This window comes from Streptomyces hyaluromycini (assembly GCF_002217755.1).
Taxonomy (GTDB): domain Bacteria; phylum Actinomycetota; class Actinomycetes; order Streptomycetales; family Streptomycetaceae; genus Streptomyces; species Streptomyces hyaluromycini.
Window position 1 is genome coordinate 117,199 of the sequence record NZ_BCFL01000016.1, and the last position, 19,199, is coordinate 136,397.

Sequence of the window (19,199 nt, forward strand, 5' to 3'; positions counted from 1 at the left end):
ACGAAGCCGCCATCAGCCCGGCGAACCTTCGATGCGCGGCTCGCCGGCCAGGAGTCCGGCGATGCCGGCGGGGCTGAACACGTCCTGGGTGGCGAGGGCGATGCCGCCGTGGAGTCCGGAGGTGCCCTTGAGCTGGGTCGCGGTGATGGTCAGTTTGCGGGTGGCCAGGGGCAGGGCGCGCTGGTACACGGCGGCCCGTACGGCGGAGACCAGGTCGTCGCGGAGTTCGCTGAGCGGGCCGGACAGGACCAGGGTGCGCGGGTTGAACATGTGGACGAGCATCGCCACCACCTCGCCGATCTCGGTGGCGGCCTGACGCACGGCGTGCAGCGCGGTCGGGTCGCTGTCGGCGATGCGCCGGGCGAGTTCACGGGTCCCGTACAGCGGGTCCTCGTCGGTCGACTCGGGGATGCCCAGGCCGCGCAGCACGGCCCGGTGGGAGGCGATCGCGCCGACGCAGCCGACGTTCCCGCACCCGCACAGGACGTTGCCGCCGCCGGGGGCCCGGATGTGGCCGATGTCGCCGGCGGCCCCGTCAGCGCCCCGGTAGACGTCACCGCTCGCCGTGACGAGGCCCGATCCGATTCCGCCGGCGATCTTGATGCACAGCAGCGGTGTCTCCATGCCCGCCTGTGCGACCTCGCCCAGCGCCATCAGGTTGACGTCGTTGTCGACGACGACCGGGGCACCGAAGCGCCCCCGGAGATGCTCGGCGACCGGGTAACCGTCCCATCCGGGCATGCCCGTCGGCTGCACCGAGCAGCCCTGCTGGAAGTCGACAGGGCCGGGCAGGCCGACGACCACCTCGCGCACCCGCGCCGGATCACGGCGATGCCTCTCCAGGAGTTCCCGCAGCTTGCCGGTCACCGCGTCCAGCACCGGCCGGGGGCCGGAGCCGATCGGGATGGCCACGGTGTCCCGCGCGATCACCCGGCGGCTGAGATCGGCGATCGCGACCTGCGACTCCGCGGTGTCGACGTCCACGACGGCGACGGTTCCGGCCTGCGAACTGATCTCCAGTACCCGAGGGGGCCGGCCGCGCACGGACCGTCTGGACTCGACCTCCTCCAGGATTCCGGTGCCGACCAGATGATCCACCTGCTGTCCCACGGTCGACCGGGCCAGGCCGCTGCGCCGGGCGATCTCGGCCCGGTTGGTCGCGGCTCCGGACACCACCAGCCCCAGCACCCGCCGCAGCGCGTGGGGCACCGCCATGCTGCCCGCCGCGTCATCAGACCTCCTCACCCGCGTCGACGCGATCCTCGGCCCGGCCGCTCCCGGTCCCGCGCCAAAGGGCCTGGCCGCCACCGGCAACCCCCTCCTCAGCCGCCCCTGGCAACTGCTCGGCCTGCCCGTGGTCACCGTCCCCGGCCACCGCGACCCGCAGGGCCTGCCCCTCGGCCTGCAACTCGTCGGACACCCCGACCGGGTCGGGCGCCTGCTGGGCGTGGCCCGTGCCGTCGAGGAGGCCGTACGGTGAAGATCACCGCGATCGAGACCGTCCCGTACGCGATCCCCTACACCAAGCCCCTGCGCTTCGCGAGCGGCGAGGTGCACACCGCCGAACACGTCCTCGTCCGGGTCCACACCGACGAGGGCCTGACCGGCGTGGCCGACGCCCCGCCCCGGCCGTTCACGTACGGCGAGACACAGGCGTCCGTGACCGGCGTGATCGAGAAGATCTTCGCCCCGCAGCTCACCGGCACGAACGCCCTCGCCCGCGAACAGGTCCACGCGCTGCTGCACCGCACGGTCGGCAACCCGGCGGCCAAGTCCGCGATCGACATGGCCCTCTGGGACATCGCGGGACAGGCTCTCGGCCTGAACGTCTCCACCCTGCTCGGCGGCTGGAGCGACCGGATGCGCGTGGCGCACATGCTCGGTTTCGACGCCCCCGAGCGGATGACGGCCGAGGCCGAGCGGATGCGGGACACGTACGGCATCACCGTCTTCAAGGTGAAGGTCGGCCGCCGCCCCGCCCGGCTCGACCTCGACGTGTGCCGGGCCCTGCGCGAAGTACTCGGTGCCGAGGCCGAGTTGTACGTGGACGGCAACCGCGGCTGGACCGCCTCCGAGTCAGCGGCGGCGCTGCGCGAGCTCGACGGCCTCGGCATCACCCTCGCCGAGGAGCTGTGCCCCGCCGACGACGTGCTCGGCCGCCGGCGGCTGGTCCGGCAGAGCCCCGTGCCATTCGTCGCCGACGAGTCCGCGACCACGCCGGCCGAGGTGACCCGCTCACTGCTCGACGGCGCCGCGACCGCGATCAGCATCAAGACCGCCCGCACCGGATTCACCCACTCCCAGCGGGTCCTCTTCCAGTGCGAGGGCCTGGGCGCCGAGGTGGTGATGGGCAACCAGATCGACGGCCAGCTGGGCACGGTGTGCACGGTCGTCTTCGGCGCCGCCCACGCCTCCTCGTCCCGCCGCGCCGGCGAACTCTCCAACTTCCTGGACATGAGCGGCGACCTGCTCACCGAACCGATCTCCATCACCGACGGCACGCTCGCCGTGCCCGACGGCCCCGGCCTCGGCGTGGCGATCGACCCGGAGAAACTCGGCCGCTACCGCCAGGACCGCTGAAACAACCGACCCCCAGGCAATGGAGCCGCCCCACCATGTCCGAAACCACTCCCACAGCCACCGCCGCCGCGTCCGGAGCCTCGGCCACCGAACGCTTCCTGACCGACAAGACCGGCATGCCCGCCGAGGACGTCGACACCGCACGCGTCGACACCCTGGCCGCCGCGGTCATCACCGCCGTGCACGACGTCATCCGCCGTCACCAGGTGACGTACGAGGAGTACAACGCCCTCAAGTCGTGGCTGATCTCCGTCGGGCAGGACGGCGAGTGGCCGCTCTTCCTCGACGTGTGGGTGGAGCACGTCGTCGAGGAGGTGGTCACCGGGTCCCGTGAGGGCAGCAAGGGCACCATCGAGGGTCCGTACTACGTGCCGGACGCCCCGGCGCTGCCCAGCGTGGCCACCCTGCCGATGCGCGACGGCGAGGCCGGCACCCCGCTCGTCTTCCAGGGGCAGGTCACCGACGCCACGGGTCAGGCGCTCCCCGGAGCCGTGCTGGAGATGTGGCAGGCCGACGACGACGGGCTCTACGCCCAGTTCGCCCCCGGCATCCCCGAGTGGAACCTCCGTGGCGGCATCGTCACCGACGACGAGGGCCGGTTCGCGGTGACCACGATCCAGCCCGCCCCCTACCAGATCCCCACCGACGGCTCCTGCGGCCGGCTCATCGCCGCGGCCGGCTGGCACCCCTGGCGCCCCGCCCACCTGCACCTGAAAGTCTCGGCGCCCGGACACGCACCGCTCACCACGCAGCTCTACTTCAAGGACGGCGCCTACCCCGAAGCCGACGTGGCCTCCGCCGTGAAGCCCGAACTCGTCCTCGACCCGCGGCCGGCCGGCACCGGCGGCAACGAGGTCACCTACGACTTCGCCCTCGCCCCCGCCGCCCTCTGACCACCGGGAGTCCCCATGCTCTTCGCCGTCCGGATGACCGTGAACCTGCCACCCGACATGGACACCGACGTCCGGGCGGCGACCCTCGCCGCCGAGCAGGAGTACGCGCAGCGCCTCCAGCGCTCCGGCGAGTGGCTGCACCTGTGGCGCTGCGCCGGTCAGTACGCGAACCTCAGCGTCTTCGACGTCACCGACAACAACCGCCTCAACGACATCCTGTGGGGCCTGCCGCTCTTCCCCCACATGGACATCACGGTCACACCACTGGCCCGGCACCCCTCCGACATCCGGTGAGAGGCGACCGGCTGTGACGAAGATTGCTGGTTGACATCGGGCGACGTAGATGGTTGGCACTTTGGCACAGCGCAGGTCACGGTACCTGTGGCGACCGCGCCTCCGACATCGTTGTCGAAAGCGCGGCCTGCCCGAGGCGCGGCCCTACGGGATGCAGCACGCCCCGAGGGGACACCTGACGCCGGGGAGTGTGGTCGGCCTACGGCGTGTAGTGGGCGTCACTGCCGTACAGCTCCCTGGTGAACGCGGAGACATCGGCGCTGCGATCGGCGCCGTCGAGGTTGTACGTCAGATAGACGCCGTACCCCTCACTGACCGTGCGGCGGGCGAGGTCGGCGGCCGTGCTTTGTGAGGTTCCGCCGATCTCGACGGCCGCCGGCGACAGCTTCGACTTGGGCAGTGCGATGCCGGGGACCTGCCAGGTGCCGTAGTACGGGTTCCAGGCGTAGTCGAACTTGGACGAGACGTCGACGCCGCCGTAGGACAGGCGCGACGCGGCCGGGCCGATGTTGTAGAGGCTGATGATCTTGTCCGGCATGTTGGCACGCAGTGCCGACACCAGATACACGAACGAGCCGGCGTTGGGCTGGCCGGTGCCGTTGTTGCCGTAATCGGCGTACTCGTCGTCGAAGTCGAGGCCGTCGAGGCCGTATGTGGCCACGGTGTCCGACAGTTGTTTCGCGAACGTCGAAGCCGCCTGCTGGGACGGGAAGTTGGCGAAGCCCGCGCCCTGGTGGTTGCCGAGCACCGAGAGGACGACCTTGATGCCCTTCTGCTGCAACGGCCGTATCTGCGTGGCGGCGTTGTCGAGGACGCGTTGCACGTTCGCGTTGAAGTACAGGGTCGCCGCCTTCGTGCCCGTGTCGTAGTTGATGTTCGCCGCGAAGATCACGGCGACGTCGAAGACGTTGCCGCCGCCGTTGGCGAGGGTGTACTTGCCGACGTTCAGCATGCTGTTGTTGTTCACCTCGACGTACGCCACCGAGGTTGGTCCCTGTTTCGCGGGAGCGGGGGCCGCTGCCGCGCCGGTCGTGGCGGTCGCGCCTAAGGCGAGGGCCGTAATGGCCGAGAGCGCGAGCGCGGCCGTCCGTATTCTGCTCCGCACCGGAGTGAACATCGTTGATCGGTCTCCCATCGCATGGAGCGGCGCCCGACCTGTTCGCAGGCGCCGAGAAAGCCCCCCGGATCCTTCCGTTCCCGTGACCGAATCCCCAGAACCATGCGGGAACTCCTCACGACTCCCACGCACACACGTCGCACCCTAACCCTGGGCCCCGGCAAGGGAGTTACCAGAACGCCACGCTGCCGCGCCGACCCAGGCCGACGACCAACAGAACCCATGGAGATCGGCATCGACGCGATAGCGGTTCCTCTCCAGCAAACCTCGGGTTCCGCTCCTCGCGGATCGAACGTCTGACCGGTGTCAACCATCCCCTTTTTTGCGCCACCCAAGAACCCTCGTCACATCCGCGAGGAAGGAGTCCTACAGCCCCACGATCTGGTTCCACCGCTTGGCGAACTCGACCCGCTCCGTCGACGTGATGTCGCGGGCGATGGCGAGGCGCTTGCGCATGGCCGTGTTCGGGAAGATCAGGGGGTTGTCGGCGAGCGCCGCGGTGTCCTTGTCCTGGGAGTCGGCGAGGACCTGCTGGGCGGCCGGGACGGGGCAGACGTAGTTGACCCAGGCGGCCAGCTCGGCGGCGACCTCCGGCTCGTAGTAGTAGTCGACGAGGCGTTCCGCGTTGGTCTTGTGGGCGGCGCGGTCCGGGATCATCAGGGAGTCCGACCAGAGCTCCGCGCCCTCCTCGGGGACGAGGAAGCGGATGTCGGGGTTGTCGGCCTGGAGCTGGATGACATCGCCCGAGTAGGCCTGGCAGGCCAGGACATCCCCGCTGACCAGGTCCTTGGTGTAGTCGTTGCCGGTGAAGCGGCGTATCTGGCCCCGGTCGACCTGCTTCTGCACCTCGTCGCAGACGTTGTGGAAGTCGTCGGCCGTCCACTTGGTGATGTCCACGCCGTTGCCCTGCATGAGCAGGGCGAACGCCTCGTCGAGGCCGGAGAGCAGGGTCACCCGGCCCTTGAGGTCGCTCGCCCACAGGTCCTTGACGTGCCGGATCTCGCGTCCGAGCTTCCTGCGGTTGTACGCGATGCCGGTGATGCCCGACTGCCACGGCACGGTGTGGAGACGGCCCGGGTCGAAGGCCGGCGAGCGCAGCAGCGGGTCCAGGTACTTCGCCACGTTCGGCTGGTGGGCGCGGTCCATCTTCTGGACCCAGCCCAGGCGGACGAACCGCGCGCACATCCAGTCGCTGATGACGATCAGGTCCCGGCCGGTGGACTGGTGGTTCATCAGCGCGGGGCTGATCTTGCCGAAGAACTCGTCGTTGTCGTTGATCTCCTCGATGTAGTCGACAGAGATCCCGGTGCGCTTCTCGAAGGCGTCGAGGGTGGGTCGCTTGTTCGGGTTGTCGTCGTCCACGTCGATGTACAGCGGCCAGTTCGCGAAGACCAGCCTGTGGTCCGTGGCGGACCGGTCGGTCACGGCGCGGTCGCCGGCCCTGACGTAGGCGGCGGGCACCCCGCAGCCCGCCAGCGTGCCGAGCGCGGCGGTGCCGCCGAGCGCGCGCAACAGGGAGCGACGGGAGAGCGCGGGCGTCTGAGAAGAGGTCTGGGGCACACCTGAAGGATGTCGCGCCCGCCTGTCACCGGGCAATCGACGCTGCGTCGAGCCGCCTGACGCGGACCGGACACCTTGTCGATGACCTAGGTCAACACGGCGTTACACACCCGGTCACCGACACACGAAAGCGCTGCCCGGGGACTTCCCAACCCCGGGCAGCGCCACATACCTAAGGGGCGCGGGGCCCTGTCCATGTGCGGCTGCCGCCGCGTGGGCACGACCAGCCCCCACGCACCGGCACCCGACATACGACCTACGCGTCCAGCGACGTCATCACGTGCTTGATCCGCGTGTAGTCGTCGAACCCGTACGCCGACAGGTCCTTGCCGTACCCGGACTTCTTGAACCCGCCGTGCGGCATCTCCGCGACCAGCGGGATGTGCGTGTTGATCCACACGCAGCCGAAGTCCAGCTTCTTGGACATCCGCATCGCGCGCCCGTGGTCCTTGGTCCACACCGAGGACGCCAGCGCGTACTCGACGCCGTTGGCCCACTCCACGGCCTGGTCCTCGTCCGTGAAGGACTGGACGGTGATGACCGGCCCGAAGACCTCGTTCTGGATGATCTCGTCGTCCTGCTTAAGGCCCGAGACGACGGTCGGCGCGTAGAAGTACCCCTTGTCACCGACCCGCTGCCCGCCGGTCTCGACCTTGGCGTGGGCGGGAAGCCGCTCGATGAAGCCGGAGACCTGCTTCAGCTGGTTCGGGTTGTTCAACGGCCCGTACAGCACGTCCTCGTCGTCCGGCTGGCCCGTCTTCGTCTCGGCCGCGGCCTTCGCGAGCGCCGCGACGAACTCGTCGTGGATCGACTCCTGGACCAGCACCCGGGTCGCCGCCGTACAGTCCTGGCCGGCGTTGAAGAAGCCCGCGACGGAGATGTCCTCGACGGCCTTGGCGATGTCCGTGTCCTCGAAGACGACGACCGGCGCCTTGCCGCCCAGCTCCAGGTGGACCCGCTTGACGTCCTTGGCCGCGGACTCGGCGACCGACATGCCGGCCCGCACGGAACCGGTGATGGAGGCCATCGCCGGGGTCGGGTGCTCGACCATCAGCCGGCCGGTGTCACGGTCGCCGGTGACGACGTTGAAGACGCCCTTCGGCAGGATCCCGCCGATGATGTCCGCGATCAGGACGGTCGACGCAGGCGTGGTGTCCGACGGCTTCAGCACGACCGTGTTGCCCGCGGCGATCGCCGGGGCGAACTTCCACACGGCCATCATCATCGGGTAGTTCCACGGCGCGACCTGCGCGCAGACGCCGACCGGCTCGCGGCGGATGATGGAGGTCATCCCCTCCATGTACTCGCCGGCCGACCGGCCCTCCAGCATCCGGGCCGCGCCCGCGAAGAACCGGATCTGGTCGACCATCGGCGGGATCTCCTCGGAGCGGGTGAGCCCGGTCGGCTTGCCGGTGTTCTCCACCTCCGCCGCGATGAGTTCCTCGGCCCGCTCCTCGAACGCGTCCGCGATCTTCAGCAGGGCCTTCTGCCGCTCGGCGGGCGTGGTGTCGCGCCAGCCCGGGAAGGCCGCGGCCGCGGCCGCCATCGCGGCGTCGACGTCCGCCGCCCCGGACAGCGGGGCCGTCGCGTACGCCTCGCCGGTCGCGGGGTTGACCACCTCGGTGGTCCGTCCGTCGGCGGCGTCCCGGAACTCACCGTCGATGTAATTGCGCAGACGACGCAGCTCGGTGCTCACTGCCGGCCCTCCAAGTTCGGGTGTCCATTGACTGAGACACCCACACTAATCCGAGCCCCCACGTTTTCAACACCCCCACGGCCGCCGCGTCTGCGAAATCCGCAATCTGCGACACCTGAAACAACGAATTTCATCGATGCGGCCTTGCGGAACCGTCGAGACGTCGTGCACAGTGAGGTCGTGGCCAGTCGAAGCGCAGACCAGAGGGACTCGTCCCGCGAGTCCAGGAACGGCACCCCCCAGTTGGACGCCGTTTCCCTCGCCATCATCCAGCAGCTCCAGGAGGACGGCCGCCGTCCGTACGCCGCGATCGGCAAGGCCGTGGGCCTGTCGGAGGCGGCCGTGCGCCAGCGCGTCCAGAAGCTGCTGGACCAGGGCGTGATGCAGATCGTCGCCGTCACGGACCCGCTCACCGTGGGCTTCCGCCGGCAGGCGATGGTCGGCGTCAACGTCGAGGGCGATGTCGAGTCGATAGCCGACGCGCTGACGGCCATGTCGGAAGTCGAGTACGTGGTGATGACCGCGGGCTCGTTCGACATCCTCGCGGAGATCGTCTGCGAGGACGACGACCACCTGCTGGACGTCATCAACAAACGCATCCGGGCGCTGCCCGGCGTGCGCTCCACCGAAAGCTTCGTCTATCTGAAGCTGAAGAAGCAGACCTACATGTGGGGAACCCGATAACCGTGACCCAGAAGGACCTCAGCCGCACCGCGTACGACCACCTGTGGATGCACTTCACCCGCATGTCCTCGTACGAGAACTCGCCCGTCCCGACCATCGTCCGGGGCGAGGGCACCTACATCTACGACGACAAGGGCAAGCGCTACCTCGACGGTCTCGCCGGTCTGTTCGTGGTCCAGGCCGGTCACGGCCGCGTCGAACTCGCCGAGGCCGCCTTCAAGCAGGCCCAGGAGCTGGCGTTCTTCCCGGTGTGGTCGTACGCCCACCCGAAGGCCGTCGAGCTGGCCGAGCGCCTCGCCGACCACGCCCCGGGCGACCTGAACAAGGTCTTCTTCACGACCGGCGGCGGCGAGGCCGTCGAGACCGCCTGGAAGCTCGCCAAGCAGTACTTCAAGCTGGTCGGCAAGCCCACCAAGTACAAGGTCATCTCCCGCGCGGTCGCCTACCACGGCACCCCGCAGGGCGCCCTGTCGATCACCGGCCTCCCGGCCCTCAAGGCTCCCTTCGAGCCCCTCGTCCCCGGTGCCCACAAGGTCCCGAACACCAACATCTACCGCGCCCCGATCCACGGCGACGACCCGGAGGCCTTCGGCCGCTGGGCCGCCGACCAGATCGAGCAGCAGATCCTCTTCGAGGGCCCCGACACCGTCGCCGCGGTCTTCCTGGAGCCGGTCCAGAACGCCGGCGGCTGCTTCCCGCCGCCGCCCGGCTACTTCCAGCGGGTCCGCGAGATCTGCGACCAGTACGACGTGCTGCTCGTGTCGGACGAGGTCATCTGCGCCTTCGGCCGCCTGGGCACGATGTTCGCCTGTGACAAGTTCGGCTACGTCCCGGACATGATCACCTGCGCCAAGGGCATGACCTCGGGCTACTCCCCGATCGGCGCGTGCATCGTCTCCGACCGCCTGGCCGAGCCGTTCTACAAGGGCGACAACACCTTCCTGCACGGCTACACGTTCGGCGGCCACCCGGTCTCCGCTGCGGTCGGCCTCGCCAACCTCGACCTGTTCGAGCGCGAGAACCTCAACCAGCACGTGCTCGACAACGAGGGCGCGTTCCTGTCCACCCTGCAGAAGCTGCACGACCTGCCGATCGTCGGCGACGTCCGCGGCAACGGCTTCTTCTACGGCATCGAGCTGGTCAAGGACAAGGTCACGAAGGAGTCCTTCACCGACGAGGAGACGGAGCGCGTCCTGTACGGCTTCCTCTCCAAGGCCCTGTTCGAGAACGGCCTGTACTGCCGTGCCGACGACCGCGGCGACCCGGTCGTCCAGCTCGCCCCGCCGCTGATCTCCAACCAGGAGACCTTCGACGAGATCGAGCAGATCCTGCGCGCCACCCTCACGGAGGCGTGGACCAAGCTCTGATCGTCGGATCAGCGGTCTGACCGTCCGGCCCCGGCGCCGCCCGTTCGAGTGAGAACGGCGGCCCGGGGCCGTGTGCTGTCCGGGCTCCGCCTCCGGCCTGCCTAGCGTGCACGTGACCGATCGGCCCAGCCTTTCGTTCCCCCGGACGTGGGAAGGCACGGCAAAACGGATCAGAACCGAGGTGTACGCCCATGGAGGCCCCGCCGGACAACGACGTGCTGTGGGCACGCTCCCTGCACTTCCGCCACCAGGACGGCTCACCCGGGATCACGGGCATCTCGCTCGGCGTGCGGGAGGGCGAGATCCTCGCCGTCAGCGGGCCGCGCGGCAGCGGCAAGACGACGCTGCTGAAATGCCTGGCCGGCCTGGTCCCGGCGCAGGGCGGCGAGGTCTGGTTCAACAGCAAGGCCGTGCACCGGATGGGCCCGTTCACCCGCGAACGGCTGCGCCGCGACCGCTTCGGCTGGATCGACCCGGCCCCGACGCTCGTCCCCGAGCTGAACGTCTGGGAGAACACCGCGCTGCCCCTGATGCTGCGCGGCACCGGCAGGCGCCGGGCCAAGGTGGCCGCGCTGGAGTGGCTGGAGCGCCTCGACGTCGGCGACAAGGCCCGCAAACACCCGGCCGAGCTCCAGCAGGCCGAACGCCAGCGCGTCGCCATCGCCCGTGCGCTCGCCCCGGCGCCCACGGTCCTCTTCGCGGACGAGCCGACGGCACCGCTGCACCGCGCCGACCGCGCCCACGTGCTGCGCACGCTCACCACGGCGGCCCGCTCGCACGGCATCACCGTGGTCCTCGCCACGCACGACGCGGAGACGGCGGCCCTCGCCGACCGCAAGGTCGCGCTCCTGGACGGCCGCCGGGTGAACACGGTCCACCTCCCGCCGGTCCCCGAAGCGGAGGGCCGGGCCGAGTGCTCGCTCTCCGTCTGACCCGCGCCGCCCACCCGGCCGTCCACCTGCGCCGCCTCCTGGTGGCCACGGCGGCGGCGGGCACGGGCTTCCTCCTCCTCTCCGCCCTCGGCTACGCGCTGGCCCACCCGGCCCACTCCACCGCGGCGCTCCTGCGCCTGTCCTGGTGCGCGATCCCGCTCGCCGCCACGGTGTACCTCGCGGTCGCGGTGGCCCGCACCGACCCCGGTGCCAAGCCGCGCACCGGTCTCTCGGGCTTCGGCCTGGGCCCGGCCCGCCTGATGGCGATCGCCGCCCTCAACACGGCCCTCGCCTGCACCCTGGGCTCCCTGCTGGCCCTCCTGGTCTACCTCCACCTGCGCGGCGACCTCACGGGCATGCCCTTCGACGGCGCGGCGAAGGACTTCCTGGCGGCGAACAGGTCCCTGCCCGTCCCGGCGGCCCTGACCCTCCTGGCGATCCCCCCGCTGCTGGCGTCCACGACGGTCGCGGTGACCCTCCGCCCCCGCGACCTGCCCCACCACGGCACCCGCTCGCGCATGTACGGCCGCTTCGGCGCCTACGACAGAACGGCGAAGCGCGAGACCTTCGGCGCCTACGGCCGCTTCGGCGCCCGCATCTTCCGCACCCCCAAAGCCAGCACCCAGCCACCGCATCAGCCGGCGGACGGCACCCCACCACCCCACCACCCCACGAACGGCACCGAACCGCTTCAGCCCACGGGCGACGCCCAGCCACCGCATCAGCCCGCCGACGGCGACCAGCCACCGCATCAGCCCACGGACGGCACCCAGCCACCGCATCAGCCCGCGGGCAGTCGTGCCGCTGGGGCGGCACGGGTGGGCGCGGACGGCACCGTGCAAGCGCCGGTGAGCGAAACCCACCCCCCGGCCCCCGCCGACCGCACCGAGGGCACCCCGGACCAGGTCCCCGACCTCCCCGCCGCCCCACCCCTCGCCGCCTCCCCCACCGGCCTCCCCTGGGGCGTCGCCGTCCTCGCCGCAGGCCTCGCCGTGGAGTCCTACGCCGGCGTCACCGAGACCACCCCCCGCACCGCCCTCCCCGGCGGCCTTGCCGTAGGCCCCGTCGGTGTCCTCGCCGGCTGGTCCCTCACCGCCCTCGGCCTGATCCTCGCCGCCCCCGGCCTCACCCACCTCTGCGGCCGCCTCCTCCAGTCCGCCCGCCCCGGCGCCCGCCGCCTCCTCGCCGGCCGCGTCCTGATGACGGAGGCCACCCGCCTCGGCCGCCCCCTCGGCGTCGTCTGCGCGGTGGCGTCGGCGGCCTTCGCGGCCGCCACGCTCGACGGCTACGACGGCAGCACCCCCGCCTTCGGCCCCCTCACCACCCTCGGCGGCCTGCTGGTGACCGGCTGCACGGTCGCCACCCTCCTCACCGCCGCCGTGGAGGCCCGTCAGTCCCGCGCCGACACCACCGCGGCCCTGCTCCGCCTGGGCGCCCCGGCGACCATGCTGCGCAGCGCGGCGGCCCTGCGCACCGGCGCCCTGCTGGCCTTCTTCGGCCCCCTCACCCTGCTGATCGCCGAGCTCGCCGCACTCCCGCTCGCCCGCTGAAAGGCCGTACGAAGAAAATCCGGACCCGGCGATGACTTTCGCCGGGTCCCCCGGTCTGTCCCCGCGAACGGCACGACACCCGAGGGAGAGACCCCACATGTACCAGCAGATGATCTTCGTGAACCTGGCCACCAACGACGTCGACGCGTCACGGAAGTTCTTCACGGAGCTCGGCTACTCGATCAACCCGCAGTTCAGCACCGACGACTGCTCCTGTGTCGTGATCAGCGACACGATCATCGCGATGCTCCTCAGCAAGCAGCGCTACGCCGACTTCACCAAGAAGGAGATCGCCGACTCCACGACCACCAGCGAGGTGCTGATCTGTCTGAGCGCGGAGAGCCGCGAAAAGGTCGACGAGCTGGTGGAGAAGGCGGTCGCGGCCGGCGGCACGGCGAACGACGACGTCCAGGACCAGGGCTTCATGTACGGCCGCTCCTTCGAGGACCTCGACGGCCACAGCTGGGAGGTCGTGTGGATGGACCCGGCCGCGGTGCAGGGCTGACGCCTAGCATGGGCGGGTGCATCCGACACCCGCCCAGCCGCAGCCCGTGCAGCCCTCGCAGTCGGCGAAACCGCAGCCGCACCGCGCCGCCCGCGACCGTGAGATCGAGTCCCTCGCCGAGTTCGACGAGGTGGTCGCCGCGCACGGGACGCTCGACCGGTACCGGCTCCAGGCCGTCGATCTGACGGACCGTACCGACGTCCTGCTGACCACCGACACCACCGGCGCCGTCTTCCTCGGCTGCCCGATGTCCCACGAGGCCGCCGCCCGGGTCGGCGCGTCCGGCGCCCTGGTGTTCCCGCCGGTCCCGGACCTCCCCTTCGACCCCTACCGCGCCTTCGCCTACACGCCCGACGAGCTGTTCGACTCGCTCGACGCGGGCTACGAGGCGACCCCGGACGCCCGCTCGTACGCCTGGTTCCAGCAGACCAAGGCGGACGGCGACATATTCGGCTCCATGCTGCGCTCGATCCACGACGACGCGGTCTCCGACGCGCTGGACGAACTCCTCGCCGGCGCCCGGGTGGTGGGCGTGATGGGCGGCCACGCGATGGCGCGCGGCACCGCGGAGTACGCCGGTGCCGCCCGGCTCGGCCGGGAGCTGGCGCGGGCCGGCTTCACGGTGGCGACCGGCGGCGGCCCGGGCGCGATGGAGGCGGCGAACCTCGGCGCGTACGCGGCACCCTTCGACGACGGGATGCTCGACGAGGCCCTGGAACTCCTCGCCAAGGCACCGTCGTTCCGGCCGTCGATCACCGACTGGGCGCGCGCCGCCTTCGAGGTACGCGAGCGCTGGCCGGACGGCGGCCCGTCGGTCGGCATCCCCACCTGGTTCTACGGTCACGAGCCGCCGAACGCCTTCGCCGCACACATCGCCAAGTACTTCGCCAACGCCACCCGCGAGGACGGCCTGCTGGCCCGCTCCAACGCCGGTGTGGTGTTCCTGCCGGGCGCCGCCGGGACCGTACAGGAGATCTTCGACAACGCGACGCCCAACTACTACGAGTCACGGGGCGAGCCGACCCCGATGGTGCTCGTGAACGAGGCGCACTGGAGCCGGACACTGCCGGCCTGGCAGCTGCTGACCTCGCTCGCGGGGGAGCGCGCGATGGCGTCCCGTATCGCCCTCGTTGACCGGATCGAGCAAGCTTCACAGGCACTGAAACGCCTCGGTGATTAATAAGCAAGCAAAGTCAACGCACGTGGACCGCATATGCATTGACACTACTTACGGAGCGCTTATAGACCTGTGAGCCTCCCGGGGATGCTGATGCCTCACCTCACCGTTGCGTCAACTCCCCCCACTACCCCCCGCAGTTATGCACTCAGTAAGGACAAACGTGTCCATATCCCGCCGCAGTGCACGTAGTTCCGTGCGCATCCTGGGTGTTGCCTCCGCGTCGGCCGCGCTGGTCCTGGGCTTCTCCAGCAGCGCCCTCGCGTGCAACATCAAAGAGTTCTCCGCCGAAGCCACCTGCGACGGCTCCAACGGTGTCATCACGGTGACCGACCAGGACGCCACTGGTACTCCGGCGACCATCACCGTCTTCCTGGAGACCAACGGCGCCGACGCCAAGCAGGTCGGCGACGCGCAGACCGTCAAGGGCTCCCAGGAAGGTACGAAGATCACCTTCTCCGAGGACTGGGCGCCCGACGCGACGTACCGCGTCCACGTCAAGGTCGACAGTGGCAAGACCCAGATCGACACGGACATCACGCCCAACCTGACGACCTCGTCGACGGCGTGCAAGTCCGACGACAGCGCCAGCCCCTCCCCGTCGGAGTCGGCCACCCCGTCGCCGTCGGAGTCGGAGTCCACCCCGGCCGAGTCGGACTCCCCGACCCCGTCGGCCACGGAGAGCAGCAGCACCGCCCCGGCGTCCACGTCGGACAACGCCCCGTCCCCGGCCGTCGGTGAGTCGAACCTCGCCGAGACCGGTGCCAACTCCAACACCGGCCTGATCGCCGGTATCGCCGCCGCGCTCGTGGCGGTCGGCGGTGGCGCCGTCTGGTTCGGCATGCGCCGTCGCGGGGCGCACAGCGGCAGCTGACGCGCTCCCACTCGTACACCGTCGAGGCCCGTCCCCGTATCCCCGGGGGACGGGCCTCGGCCGTACCCGCGCACCCGGTCAGTCCAGTACGACGGTCTCCGCCGCGTCGAACTCGACGCCCACCGCGTCCCCGGTCTCCGGTGCCTCCCGCAGCGCGCAGGCGGCCGCCAGGCGGGGGCCGTCCTGGGGCTGGAGGTGGACGGTGACATGGGTGCCCTGGAAGGTACGGGCGGCCACCGTGCAGGGCAGCCCCGCGTCGGCGGCGACCAGCCGTACGCCGGCCGGCCGTACGAGCAGGGTCCGCGGCCCCTGCCCGGAGCCCTCGGGCACCGGCACCTTCCCCCACGGCGTCACCGCGACCGTTCCCTCCACGGTCGCCGGGACCACGTTGTCGAAGCCGAGGAAGCGGGCCACGAACTCGTCCGCGGGCCGTTGCCAGACGTCGAGGGGCGTGCCGGACTGGGCGATCCGCCCGTCCCGCATCACCACCACCCGGTCGGCCAGTGCGAACGCCTCGCCCTGGTCGTGCGTCACGGCGAGCACGGTGGTGCCCAACCGCCCGAACAGCTCCCGGAGTTCGACCACGAGCCGCTCCCGCAGCGAACGGTCGAGCTGCCCGAGGGGTTCGTCGAGCATCAGCAGCCGGGGCCGGGGCGCCAGCGCCCGCGCGAGCGCCACCCGCTGCTGCTCGCCGCCGGAGAGCCCGGCGACAGCCCGACGGGCCGCGTCCGGAAGCCCCACCAGCTCCAGCAACTCGGCGACCCGCTCGGCCTGTTGTGCTTTCCCTTCGCCACGCATCCGAAGCCCGAAGGCCACGTTCCCGCCCACGTCCCGCTGCGGGAACAGCTGGTGGTCCTGGAACATCAGCCCGACCCCCCGCCGATGCACCGGCACCCGCGCCTGGTCGTGTCCGTCGAGCAGCACCCGCCCGGAGTCGAGCGGTTGGAGCCCCGCCACCGCCCGCAGCAGCGTCGACTTGCCGCTTCCGCTCGGCCCGAGCACGCACACCAGCTCCTGCTCGGCGACATCGAGATCTACGGCGTCCAGCACGGGCCGCCCGCCGAACCGCACGGTGGCCGCGTCGAGAGCCAGCAGCATCAGAACTCCCCCGTCCGGTCGGTCCGCAGCCGCTCCAGGACCAGCAGCGCCACCGCGCACACCACCATCAGAATCGTGGAAAGGGCCATCGCCTGGCCGTAGTTGAGATCACCGGGGCGGGACAGCAGCCGGGCCACGGCGACCGGCAGGGTCGGGTTGTCCGGCCGCGCGATGAACACCGTCGCCCCGAACTCCCCCAGCGACACCGCGAACGCGAACCCCGCCGCGATCAGCAGCGCCCGCCGCACCATCGGCAGATCGACCTCCCGCCACACCCGCCACGGCGCGGCCCCGAGCACGGCCGCCGCCTCCCGCAGCCGCTCGTCCACGGCCCGCAGCACGGGCAGCATGGTCCGTACGACGAACGGGACACCGACCAGCGCCTGCGCGAGCGGGACGAGGATCCAGGACTGACGCAGATCCAGCGGCGGCTTGTCGAGCGCGATCAGGAACCCGAAGCCGACGGTCACCGCGGACACCCCGAGCGGCAGCATCAGCAGCGCGTCGAAGCCCCGCACCAGCCGCCCCGCGTCCCGCCGGGCCAGTGCGGCGGCGGCGAGTCCGCCGATCACCACCGCGATGGCGGTGGCCGCGACCGCGTACTCCAGGGAATTGACCACCGACTCGATCGGCGCGACCAGGAAGGTCCCGCCGTCGGCGTCGCCCAGCGCCCGGTAGTACCCGAACCCCCCGTCCAGCGACCGCCGTACCAGCACGGCCAGCGGCAGGACCAGGAGCACGGCGATGGTGGCGAGGACCCCGCCGAGCAGCGCCCACTGCCCGGCCCCGCGCGGCCGGCGTGCCGTCACCGACGGGTCCACCAGCCGCAGCGCGCTCTCCCGCCGCCGTACGGTCCACGCGTGCACGGCGAGGACCGCGCCGACCGCCGCGAACTGCACGATCGTCAGGACGGCGGCCGTGGAGAGGTCGAAGATCTCGGAGGTCTGCCGGTAGATCTCCACTTCGAGGGTGGAGAACGTCGGCCCGCCGAGGATCTGCACCACACCGAAGGAGGTGAAGGTGAACAGGAACACCATCAGCGCGGCGGCGGCCACGGCGGGCGCGAGCGCGGGCAGGGTGACCTTCCGCCAGGCGGCCGCCGGGGAGGCACCGAGCATCCGGGCGGCTTCCTCCTGCCGGGGGTCCAGCTGGGCCCAGAGCCCGCCCACGGTCCGTACGACGACCGCGTAGTTGAAGAAGACGTGCGCCAGCAGGATGGCCCAGACGGTGGTGTCCAGCCGTACGCCCCACAGCTCGTCCAGCAGCCCGCCCCGGCCGACCAGCGCCAGGAAGGCCGTACCGACCACGACCGTCGGCAGCACGAACGGAACCGTCACCACGGCCCGCAGCACCTGCTTGCCGGGGAAGTCGAGGCGGGCGAAGACATAGGCGGCGGGCAGCGCGGCCAGCAGGGTGAGCGCGGTGGAGGCGAGCGCCTGCCAGGTGGTGAACCAGAGCACGTGCCGGATGTCGGACTGGCCGAGGACGTCGGCGATCCGCCCGAACCGCCAGACCCCGTCGGCCTTCAGGCCGCGCGTGACGATCGCCGCGACCGGCCAGGCGAAGAACACGGCGAAGAACGCGACGGGCACGAGCATCAGCCCGAGCCGCGCCGCGCTCCCCGAACCGCCCTTGTGCGGGGCTACTTCAGTACGAGTGACGTCCACGTCTTGACCCACTGGTCACGGTTGGCGGCGATCTTGTCGGGCGCCATGGTCTCGGGGTTCTGGGCGGCGGGACCGTACTTCGTGAACTCGGCGGGCACGCTGGCCCCCTTCACCACCGGGTACACGAACATGTTCAACGGCATGTCCTCCTGGAACTCCTTGGAGACCAGGAAGTCGATGAGCGCCTTGCCGCCCTTGGTGTTCCCGGCGTTGCTCAGCAGCCCGGCGAACTCGATCTGCCGGAAGCAGGTGCCGGTCGCGACGCCGGTCGGCGCGGTGCTGGGCTTCGGGTCGGCGTAGATGACCTCGGCGGGCGGGGAGGAGGCGTACGACACGACGAGCGGCCGGTCGCCCCCTGCCTTCTTCCCGCCGGCCGAGCCGGAGAACTCCTCGTTGTAGGCCTGCTCCCAGCCGTCGACGACCTTGACGCCGTTGGCCTTGAGCTGCTTCCAGTAGTCCGGCCAGCCGCTGTCCCCGTACTGCGCGGCCGAACCGAGCAGGAAGCCGAGCCCCGGCGAGGACGTGGACGCGTTCTCGGTGACGAGGAGGTTCTTGTACTGGGGCTTGACGAGGTCGGCGTACGAGGCCGGCGGGGTCAGCTTGTGCTTGCTGAAGTACGCCTTGTCGTAGTTGACGCAGATGTCGCCGTAGTCGATGGGCGTGACGCGGTGCTTGGCCGCGTCGAGTTGGTACGCCGTGCCGACCGTGCCGAGCCCCTTCGCCTCGTACGGCTGGAAGAGACCGTTGTCGAGGGCCCTGGACAGCAGGGTGTTGTCGACGCCGAAGAAGACGTCGCCCTGCGGGTTGTCCTTGGTCAGGATCGCCTTGTTGACGGCCTGCCCGGCGTCGCCGTCCTTGAGGACCCTGACCTTGTAGCCGGACTGCTTCTCGAAGTCCTGGAGCACGTTCTTGGAGACGGCCCACGAGTCGTGGCTGACGAGGGTGACGGTCTTGGAGTCGGCCCCGCTGTCCGACGACGAGCACGCGGACAGCGTCACGAGCCCGAGCCCGACCGCCGCGGCCACGAAGGTTCTGGTGTGCATGGTGTGCACTGGTGTTTTTCCTCCTGGAGTTGACCAGGAAGAGACGCGGCCCTGCCCACGGTGTGCGGGCAGGGCGCAACAGCTTGAGTGATGACCGAACTTCCTACCCAGAATGACCTGGGCGAGGTTCAGAGGGTCTGCGGCCCGGTTGCCGCACTCTCA

At 70.6% G+C, this 19,199-nt stretch carries 18 protein-coding genes; 11 read left to right on the forward strand and 7 right to left on the reverse strand.

Going from position 1 to position 19,199, the window contains the following annotated elements; all coding sequences use genetic code 11:
• Positions 1 to 12: 12 nt before the first annotated feature.
• Positions 13 to 1,215: an ROK family transcriptional regulator gene (locus SSP29_RS00570; protein ID WP_089098467.1), complete on the reverse strand. Its 1,203-nt coding sequence runs from the start codon at positions 1,213 to 1,215 to the stop codon at positions 13 to 15.
• Here SSP29_RS00570 and SSP29_RS54795 point away from each other — a divergent pair.
• The 4 genes from SSP29_RS54795 to catC are packed head-to-tail and all read left to right on the forward strand — an operon-like array spanning position 1,214 to position 3,767.
• Entirely contained in the window at positions 1,214 to 1,480 is a 267-nt protein-coding gene (locus SSP29_RS54795) for a hypothetical protein (RefSeq protein WP_245882993.1), read from the forward strand. The genes SSP29_RS00570 and SSP29_RS54795 overlap by 2 nt on opposite strands.
• Positions 1,477 to 2,580: a mandelate racemase/muconate lactonizing enzyme family protein gene (locus SSP29_RS00580; protein ID WP_089098468.1), complete on the forward strand. Its 1,104-nt coding sequence runs from the start codon at positions 1,477 to 1,479 to the stop codon at positions 2,578 to 2,580. The genes SSP29_RS54795 and SSP29_RS00580 overlap by 4 nt, the downstream gene beginning before the upstream one ends.
• 35 nt (positions 2,581 to 2,615) lie before the next feature.
• Entirely contained in the window at positions 2,616 to 3,473 is an 858-nt protein-coding gene (gene catA / locus SSP29_RS00585) for a catechol 1,2-dioxygenase (protein ID WP_089098469.1), read from the forward strand.
• 15 nt (positions 3,474 to 3,488) lie between these two features.
• Positions 3,489 to 3,767 (forward strand): muconolactone Delta-isomerase, encoded by a 279-nt coding sequence (gene catC, locus SSP29_RS00590; protein WP_089098470.1) that lies wholly within the window; start codon positions 3,489 to 3,491, stop codon positions 3,765 to 3,767.
• 199 nt (positions 3,768 to 3,966) lie between these two features.
• Here the strand turns inward: catC and SSP29_RS00595 are convergent, their stop codons facing one another.
• The 3 genes from SSP29_RS00595 to SSP29_RS00605 form a co-directional block, all read right to left on the reverse strand.
• The gene (locus SSP29_RS00595; protein WP_089098471.1) at positions 3,967 to 4,884 is read right to left on the reverse strand and encodes an endo-beta-N-acetylglucosaminidase H; all 918 of its coding nucleotides are present in this window, start codon (positions 4,882 to 4,884) and stop codon (positions 3,967 to 3,969) included.
• Between the two features lie 366 nt (positions 4,885 to 5,250).
• Positions 5,251 to 6,444: a polyamine ABC transporter substrate-binding protein gene (locus SSP29_RS00600; protein WP_089098472.1), complete on the reverse strand. Its 1,194-nt coding sequence runs from the start codon at positions 6,442 to 6,444 to the stop codon at positions 5,251 to 5,253.
• Between the two features lie 256 nt (positions 6,445 to 6,700).
• Positions 6,701 to 8,140 carry a gamma-aminobutyraldehyde dehydrogenase gene (locus tag SSP29_RS00605; RefSeq protein WP_089098473.1) on the reverse strand — a complete coding sequence of 480 codons (1,440 nt, stop codon included), beginning with the start codon at positions 8,138 to 8,140 and terminating at the stop codon, positions 6,701 to 6,703.
• Between the two features lie 165 nt (positions 8,141 to 8,305).
• On the opposite strand from SSP29_RS00605, the gene SSP29_RS54800 reads away from it, so the two are divergent.
• From SSP29_RS54800 to SSP29_RS00640, 7 genes are all read left to right on the forward strand, one after another.
• On the forward strand, positions 8,306 to 8,824 hold the full coding sequence (locus SSP29_RS54800; protein WP_089098474.1) for an Lrp/AsnC family transcriptional regulator: 519 nt from the start codon (positions 8,306 to 8,308) through the stop codon (positions 8,822 to 8,824).
• Positions 8,809 to 10,191, forward strand: coding sequence for an aspartate aminotransferase family protein (locus SSP29_RS00615; protein ID WP_089098475.1), 1,383 nt, complete (start codon positions 8,809 to 8,811; stop codon positions 10,189 to 10,191). Before SSP29_RS54800 ends, SSP29_RS00615 begins: the two co-directional genes overlap by 16 nt.
• Positions 10,192 to 10,382: 191 nt before the next feature.
• Positions 10,383 to 11,123: an ABC transporter ATP-binding protein gene (locus SSP29_RS00620; RefSeq protein WP_089098476.1), complete on the forward strand. Its 741-nt coding sequence runs from the start codon at positions 10,383 to 10,385 to the stop codon at positions 11,121 to 11,123.
• Positions 11,105 to 12,673, forward strand: coding sequence for a hypothetical protein (locus tag SSP29_RS58305; RefSeq protein WP_089098477.1), 1,569 nt, complete (start codon positions 11,105 to 11,107; stop codon positions 12,671 to 12,673). Before SSP29_RS00620 ends, SSP29_RS58305 begins: the two co-directional genes overlap by 19 nt.
• A gap of 97 nt (positions 12,674 to 12,770) precedes the next feature.
• Positions 12,771 to 13,178: a VOC family protein gene (locus SSP29_RS00630; RefSeq protein WP_089098478.1), complete on the forward strand. Its 408-nt coding sequence runs from the start codon at positions 12,771 to 12,773 to the stop codon at positions 13,176 to 13,178.
• 46 nt (positions 13,179 to 13,224) lie between these two features.
• Positions 13,225 to 14,358 carry an LOG family protein gene (locus tag SSP29_RS00635; RefSeq protein WP_167449869.1) on the forward strand — a complete coding sequence of 378 codons (1,134 nt, stop codon included), beginning with the start codon at positions 13,225 to 13,227 and terminating at the stop codon, positions 14,356 to 14,358.
• 139 nt (positions 14,359 to 14,497) lie between these two features.
• Entirely contained in the window at positions 14,498 to 15,229 is a 732-nt protein-coding gene (locus SSP29_RS00640; RefSeq protein WP_150133317.1) for an LAETG motif-containing sortase-dependent surface protein, read from the forward strand.
• A gap of 78 nt (positions 15,230 to 15,307) precedes the next feature.
• On the opposite strand, the gene SSP29_RS00645 is transcribed toward SSP29_RS00640, so the two are convergent.
• From SSP29_RS00645 to SSP29_RS00655, 3 genes are read right to left on the reverse strand one after another with little or no spacing between them, the layout of a single operon-like run.
• Entirely contained in the window at positions 15,308 to 16,327 is a 1,020-nt protein-coding gene (locus SSP29_RS00645) for an ABC transporter ATP-binding protein (RefSeq protein ID WP_089098481.1), read from the reverse strand.
• Positions 16,327 to 17,925, reverse strand: coding sequence for an ABC transporter permease (locus tag SSP29_RS00650; protein WP_089098482.1), 1,599 nt, complete (start codon positions 17,923 to 17,925; stop codon positions 16,327 to 16,329). The genes SSP29_RS00645 and SSP29_RS00650 overlap by 1 nt, the downstream gene beginning before the upstream one ends.
• A gap of 44 nt (positions 17,926 to 17,969) precedes the next feature.
• The gene (locus SSP29_RS00655; protein ID WP_089099733.1) at positions 17,970 to 19,037 is read right to left on the reverse strand and encodes a thiamine ABC transporter substrate-binding protein; all 1,068 of its coding nucleotides are present in this window, start codon (positions 19,035 to 19,037) and stop codon (positions 17,970 to 17,972) included.
• Between the last annotated feature and the right edge of the window lie 162 nt (positions 19,038 to 19,199).